This is a genomic window from Paraburkholderia sp., from assembly GCF_035656215.1.
Taxonomy (GTDB): domain Bacteria; phylum Pseudomonadota; class Gammaproteobacteria; order Burkholderiales; family Burkholderiaceae; genus Paraburkholderia.
Window position 1 is genome coordinate 1 of sequence record NZ_DASRSY010000093.1, and the last position, 7,276, is coordinate 7,276.

4 protein-coding genes are annotated in these 7,276 nt (G+C 63.9%); 3 read left to right on the forward strand and 1 reads right to left on the reverse strand.

Annotation, left to right across the window (positions count from 1 at the left end; genetic code table 11):
- Positions 1-65: 65 nt before the first annotated feature.
- On the forward strand, positions 66-272 hold the full coding sequence (locus VFE81_RS05075; RefSeq protein ID WP_325043551.1) for a hypothetical protein: 207 nt from the start codon (positions 66-68) through the stop codon (positions 270-272).
- A gap of 145 nt (positions 273-417) precedes the next feature.
- Here the strand turns inward: VFE81_RS05075 and VFE81_RS05080 are convergent, their stop codons facing one another.
- Positions 418-2,928 (reverse strand): FUSC family protein, encoded by a 2,511-nt coding sequence (locus VFE81_RS05080; RefSeq protein ID WP_325043554.1) that lies wholly within the window; start codon positions 2,926-2,928, stop codon positions 418-420.
- Between the two features lie 223 nt (positions 2,929-3,151).
- Between VFE81_RS05080 and recC the strand changes: the two genes are divergently transcribed.
- Together recC and VFE81_RS05090 are read left to right on the forward strand one after the other, a co-directional pair.
- A complete protein-coding gene (recC, locus tag VFE81_RS05085) occupies positions 3,152-6,529 on the forward strand; it encodes an exodeoxyribonuclease V subunit gamma (RefSeq protein ID WP_325043552.1) in 3,378 nt (1,125 codons plus the stop codon).
- The coding region (locus tag VFE81_RS05090) for a UvrD-helicase domain-containing protein (RefSeq protein ID WP_325043553.1) at positions 6,526-7,276 on the forward strand (751 nt) is incomplete at its 3' end. The genes recC and VFE81_RS05090, both read left to right, overlap by 4 nt.

Here is a 7,276-nt window from a genome sequence, read left to right on the forward strand (position 1 = left end):
AGTGGGCGTAGAATGCCGCCTTCCCAGACACTATCCGCGACTGCCTCGCGAACCGAGCCCGCCTCATGAACAAACCGCCGCGCAAGAAGAATCCGACCCTTGGCATTGCTGTTTTCATCGTGGTCGCGGTACTGCTGGTGATCGCCACGCTCTTCTACAACGCCATCACGGAAAAGCGCGATTTCGACCGCCAGAACGCGCCGGCTCCAACTATTGCATCGGACGCAGCGGCAGCGACCCTAGTGAAGCCCGCAAGCGACGCCGCACAATAAGACGACCCGATTGATCGACGGTCCGGCGTCGTACCTGATTTGGCCGCGACGCCAGACGCAACGTTGATAGCTGGCGTGCGCAGAAGACTAGCCGCCAGCGCGCCGCAAACGACGGGCCCGGCCCCTTATCGCGGCCCTCGTCGCTTCACTCTTCCGGCAGGCGAATCATGCTCGCATCCTTGCGAATCAGCGCCGACGCCGTCAGCATCTGCTTGCATTGATGGGCGAGCAATTTCATGTCGTGCACGGCATCCGCCGAGTGGTCCGGCGACTTCTCCGTCTCGACCACCATCGCATCCAATTCACGTGCCAGTTGTTTGACCTGCTCGCCCTGATCGGCCGCAGGCGCGCTACCAGCTTCGGCTTCGGTCAGATTGTCGCGGATCGCGCTCAGAGCGCGTTGCAACGGCTGTAGCGAAACGCTGTCGGCCTGCTGCGCGGAGGTGCGCAACAACGGCGCGGCCACTGTGATCTGCGAGGCGAGTACGTGGCTGCGCACCAGTAGGTCGTTCAATTCCGGCACGAACTTCTGCGCGGACTTCGGCTCTAGCATCATGCGCTGGAAGGCCTGGCCCAGGTTGGCGAACGCCACGTGGACGTTCTTGCGCGCGAGCCGGTAGCGATAGTCGCGATCGAGCGCGGTTGCAGCGGCTACGGCGGCAGCGGACGCACCGCCGGTCGGCTTGGCGGTCGCGTTGCTTACCGTGGTGGTGCCGGCGCTGCTTGCGCCAACGGTCGCACCGGCGCCTGCATCAGCGGTCCCACCAGCAGTCGCAGCAGCGTTTGCGCCAGGTTTGGAAGCAGCGTTGCCGCCCGCATTCGCTCCGGCGTTTGCCGCCACGAGCGCCGGTCTGACGAATTCGACCGCCGGATCAGCCATCGCCGCAGCGGGTGCAAACGCGCCGGCTTCAGTCACCGTAGCGACAACCGCGGTGGCCGGTTTGCCGCTCCACCACCAGCTTGCTTCCAGATACTGCCGCGTCGCATTGATCATGTTGTTGACGAGCTTGCCCATCAAGCGGTATTCCCAGTAGGGGAACAGGTGGCTCGCCGCAATCGCAATCGCGCAGCCCACCACGGTGTCGATTGCGCGTTCGCCGATGATGCGCATGCTGCCTGGCGCGAGCAGATGGAACATGAGCAGCACATACGAGGACGTGAACACCACGCTCGCCGTGTAATTGAACAGCAACAGGCTGTAGCTCATCACCATCGACGCGAACATCACCACCAGCAGGATGTGCGGTTCCTTGACGAAGATCATCAACGCGATGCTCGCCGCACAGCCAATCAGCGTGCCGATTATCCGCTGCCCATTGCGCTGCTTGGTCAGCGAATAGCCGGGCTTCAGGATGATGACGGTGGTCATCACGATCCAGTATGCGTTGGTGAGCGGCAGCAGACGGCCGAGCCAGAAACCTACGGCGACCGCAATCGTTACGCGCAGCGCATGGCGGAAGCTCGGCGAGGCCATCGTCAGATTCGAGAAGATCTGCCCGAACGGCACGCGGCGGCTCGATACGAAGCGGGAAAGCGCCTGGTCGAGGCGCAGTTCGGTCTCGGTCGCGCTGGGGTCACTCGACAGGCTCTTGCGCATCTTGTCGATCAGGCGCGTGGCGCTCCAGATGCGCCGGAACGTGGACGATATCGCGGAATAAGCCTCGGGATTTTTGGCCGCCAGGTCCTGCTTGCGCATCAGTTCGATCTCGAACTCGATGGCGCGCAATTCGGCTTTTACATTCACGCGGATACGCGGCGGCTGGTTTTGCAATACCGCGAGTCCAATTTCTTCGAGATCGGCTGCGGATTTGCGAATCAGATCGCGGTAAAACACCAGCAGGTCGGAGCCGCCAAACGTGGTGCGTACGAGCGAGTAATCGACATGGGTGCCGACAAACAGTTCGTGCAGATCGACGGTATTGATGAACAGATTGAACAGGATTGCCCGGCGCGGTTCGAGCCGCCCGGCTTTCAGCTTGGGCAGATTGCGCAGCACGATATCGCGCGCGGCATCCTGACGCTCGACTGCGGTAATCTGCTTATCGACCAGATTGCGATAGCACTCGTCGAGATCGTTGTCGAGATCGTAGAAGGCGGCGCGCGCGAGCAGATAGTCCGCGCACGCGAACACGCTTTCGGCGAGCGCCTGCTGTTCGATGCGATGCATCATCCAGCGGCTCACGAAGGTCGACCAGTAGGTGTACCAGAGACCGCCCACCAGAATCCACGACGCATTGACGAGCGCCTGCATCGGCGTGAAACGCTCTTCCAGCGTCATGATCATCATGAACAGCGTGGCGAAGCTGATTTGCGGCCAGCGGTTGCCATACACGACGATCAACGAGAGCACGAAGGTGAGCGGCACGACCGTGCACCACAGCGCCACCGGATTGACTGTGGCGAGACCGGTGGCGAGCGCGGACAGGAAGCCGATCACCGTGCACGCCAGCATCTCGTTGTGCTTGTACTTGAGCGGGCCCGGCATATCGACCACGCATGCGCCGAGTGCGCCGGTCGCGATCGTGAAGCCGAGTTCGCGATCGTGAAACACGATCAAACACAATATGGCCGGCAACGAGACGCCGACTGCGATGCGCAGGCCGCCATAAAAGTACTGGCTGTAGAGGAATTTTTTTATTTCAACCGAATAGCGCATCGACTGCCTGGATTCCATTCACTGAGAAAACGCGGTTGAAAAGGTCGACCCGGGGCCGACTCGGGGCAGACCCAAACTGCCGTCGAGTCTAACTGATTTTGTGCCTGATCTGACCTCGTCCGTTTGGCCAGGTTCTGCCTTGGGAGCGCGTTTGTTATGCTGTCGCTTCAATGTCTGTCGCGGCCAGGGCGTTCCGCTCGCGTCGCATGCTTTTCCGGGATCCATGCTCCAACTCTTCTACTCGAACCGCTACGAAACCCTTGTCGGCGCGCTGCTCGACGACCTGGCGCAAGCGCCGTCCGATCCCTGGACCGCGCAGCCCGTGATCGTCCCGAGCGCGGCGGTGCGGCGGCGGCTCGAGCTCGACATTGCAGGGCGCCAGGGCATCTGCGCGAATGTCAATTTTGGTTATCTCGCGCAGTGGCTGTGGGCGCAAATCGGCGGCGTGATCGAGGTGCCCAAGCATTCGCCGTTCGCGCCGGACCGGCTCGTCTGGCGCTGCTACCGGCTGCTGGGAGAGGCAGATGAGGCATTGCCCTGGAACGCCTCGCCGCGTCTGCGTACCTATCTCGATGCGGCGGATGCGTCGATGCGCTACGAACTGGCGCGCCGCGTGGCGACTGTCCTCGACCACTATCTGACCTATCGCCCGGAATGGCTGCTGCAATGGCAGAAGGGCGGTTCGATCTTCGCGAGCGGTGCCGCGGATGACAACGGTCCGCGTCTCGTCGGTGCGAGCGAAGCGGCGCGCGAAGACGAGCGTTGGCAAGCCGCACTCGGGCGCGCCGTGCTTGCCGAAGTGGCGGGCCACGCGCAAACGCCCGCGGCGGCGTTGCCGCCTGCTTATCGCTTTCTCGAAGAAATCGGCGCGCTCGATCTCGAAGCCATCTCGAACGCGCAGTGGCCCGAAGCGGTCAGCGTGTTCGCACTGCCGACCATGCCGCCGCTGCACGTCGCTCTGCTGCGCGCGCTTTCGCGCTGGGTCGATGTGCGCCTGTATGTGATGAACCCGTGCCGCGAGTTCTGGTTCGACGTGGTCAGTGCAGGCCGCGTCGAAGCGCTCGATGTTGCCGGCCAGCTCGACTATCAGGAAGTGGGCCATCCGCTGCTGGCCGAGTGGGGCCGTCAGACTCAGGCGCAACTGCACATGCTGCATGAGCTGACCGAAAGCGCCGCATCCGGCGAGACGGGCGATTTCACCGAGAATCCGGGGCCGAGCTGGCTCGCCGCCGTGCAGAACGGCATCCTCGATCTGCGGGCGGAGACGGACACGGATGAACTGCCGATCGAGAGCGGCATTGAAGTCCATGTGTGTCACAGCCTGTCGCGGCAGCTCGAAGTGCTGCATGACCGCCTGCTCGGCTGGTTCGATGAGTTCGACGATCTGCAGCCATCCGACGTGCTGGTTGCCGTGTCCGACCTCGCGGCTGCCGGGCCATTGATCGATGCGGTGTTCGGCACCGCGCCCCTTGGCGATACGCGCCGCATTCCGTATCGGATCACCGGTTTGCCGCCCTCGCAGACCAATCCGGTCGCACGATTGCTGCTGGATTGGCTGGCGTTGCCTGAGCGCAGCGTGGGTGCACCGGATCTGATCGAATGGCTGCGGGTCGATGCGATTGCCGCGCGTTACGGGATCGACGCAAGCGCTCTCGAAGCCGCGCAGGAATGGCTCGCGGCAGCCGGTGCCCGTCGGGGGCTTGTGCCGGGCGAGCCGACGGGTGAACACGTGCCTGTCGCGCGTCATACGTTCGCCGATGCGCTGACCCGTCTGTACCTCGGCTACGCGATGCCGGATGGCGGCGAGCCGGTCGACGCCTGGCTGCCCGTTGAAGGTGCCGATGGCTCGGACGCTGAGCTTCTCGGCCGCCTGTCGCGTTTCGTCGACGATATCGAGACCTTCGCGCAGCGCTGCGCAATCGAGCAGACACCTGCCGAATGGGCGCAACTGCTGCTCGAGACGCTCGCGCAGTGTTTCGACGGCGGCGTGGAGTTTGCCGACTCGCTGGCGGCGGTACGCGACGCCATCGACAAGATGGGCGACGCGATGCAGGCGGGCGCGCAAGACGTCGTATTGCCCGCCGCCGTGGTGCGCGGCGCACTCACCGAGGCGCTCGACGATCCGGCGCGCGGCGGCGTGCCGTGGGGCAGCGTGACGTTTTCGTCGCTGACCAGTTTGCGCGGGTTGCCGTATCGCGTTGTCTGCCTGCTCGGTATGGACGACGGCGTGTTGCCGAGTCTCGCCCGCGCCGACGAATTCGACCTGATGGCCGCGTTCGGTAAAGCAGGCGACCGGCAGCGCCGCGACGACGAACGCAATCTGTTCCTCGATTTGTTGCTGGCTGCGCGCGACCGGCTGTTTATCGCTTATACGGGCCGCAGCATTCGCGACAACGCGCCCTTGCCACCGGCCGCGCTGGTCGACGAATTGCTCGATCACCTCGCGCAAGTGTCGGCGGGCGCAGGGGCGAGTCCGGCGGAAATCGAAGCCGCACGTCATGCCTTCATCATCGATCATCCGCTGCAGGCGTTCGCGTCGGATTATTTCTCGTCGCAGCGTGGCCTCTTCACTTATGACAGGGATCGCGCGGAACTGGCCAGTTTGCTGGCCGCGCCGCAGCATCCGGTCGCCGCGCCATTCTTCGATCAACCGTTGCCCGCGGAAGATTCGGCCTCTGTTGCCTTCGACGAATTCGTGCGTTTCTGGCGCCATCCGGCGCGTGCGTTGTTGCGTGACCGCCTGGGTATCGTGTTGTCGGATGCGCAGGGCGAATTGCTCGACACCGAGCCGTTCGAACTCGATTGGGCGGGTCGCGACGCATTGGCGGAGCGGCTCCTGCCGGTACTGTTGAACAGTGACGCCGAAGACGACGACAGCATGTTCGACCGCGTGCGCCGCGTTGCCGCGGCCAGTCCCGAGTTGCCGGGTGGTGCGACCGGTGCGGTATGGCGCTCGCGCGAACTCGGGGCGCTGCGCCAACTTGCCGACAGCGTGCGCCGCGAAGTCGCGTCGGGTGTCGAGCGTTTGCCGTTCGTGCTTGATATCGTGCCGCGCTGGCCCGATCGTGCCGACATCGCCGATGCGCTCTTCGGTCCGCATGACGCGGCGCTCCGCAAAGCGGCCGAAACACCGCTGCAACTGCACGGCACCCTGAATTTGCTGACCGAAACAGGGCAGGTGATTTTCCGCTACGCCAGGCCTACTGCGCGCGACTATCTGTCGGCATGGCTTGCGCATCTGGTCTATTGCGCTGCACAGCCGAACGGCCCGCGCCGCACGGTTTGGCATGGCAGCGGCGAGAGCTTTGAGCTCACGCCGGTTGCCGCACCGCTCGATGAACTGGCGCCGCTTGCCGCGTTGTTCAGAGCAGGGCGCATGCTGCCGCTGCGCTTTTTCCCGAAGAGCGCATGGGTGAAGGTCAGCGAAAGCGATTCCGCGGCGCAGGGCGTGTGGGTCAATGACCGTGTGCGCGGCGAGTCCGACGACCCCGCCTTGCGCATTGCGCTGCGCGGCACGCCGCTTACGCTCGACGAACCGTTCGGCAGTCTTGCCTCGATCGTTTTCAAACCGCTCGTGCAGCATCTTCGGAGCGCATCATGAGCGGCGCCGTTCACCATCACGCGCTAGTCGCGCAAGAGCTCGACGTCTTCGCATGTTCGCTCGACGGCGTCAATCAGATCGAGGCATCGGCCGGAACCGGCAAGACCTGGAACATCTGCGCGTTGTACGTGCGACTGCTGCTCGAAAAGAACCTGAACGCCGATCAGATTCTTGTCGTGACCTTTACAAAGGCGGCGACCGCGGAGTTGCACGAGCGGATTCGCGGGCGGCTCGCGGAACTGGATCGGGCTATCGATACGGACGACGACAGTGGCGACCCGTTCATCCAGCGTCTCTTTGAAACGACGCTGGCGCCGGAGCGTGGCATCGATCGCGAGACAGCGTTGAAGGTCGTGCGCCGTGCACTGCGTACGTTCGACCAGGCCGCGATTCACACCATCCACGCATTCTGTCAGCGTGCGTTGCAGGAGGCGCCGTTCGCCGCAGCCATGCCGTTCGCATTCGAAATGGAAGCCGACGACGCGGCCTTGCGTTTCGACATGGCGGCCGATTTCTGGCGCGAGCAAGTGGAACCGATGGCCTATGAGCATCCTGCTTTCGCCGCGTGGCTGGTGGCCAAACGCGCCGGTCCCGCGTCGCTCGATGAGCAACTCGCGCGGCGGTTGAAGAAGCCGTTGGCGCAGTTGCGCTGGGGTAAGGTCGATGCAAGTGGAAACCATGCCGATCCGCAGACGGGTTTCGACGCTGCCCGCGCCGTCTGGCAGGCGGAGCGCGACGGGATCGTGC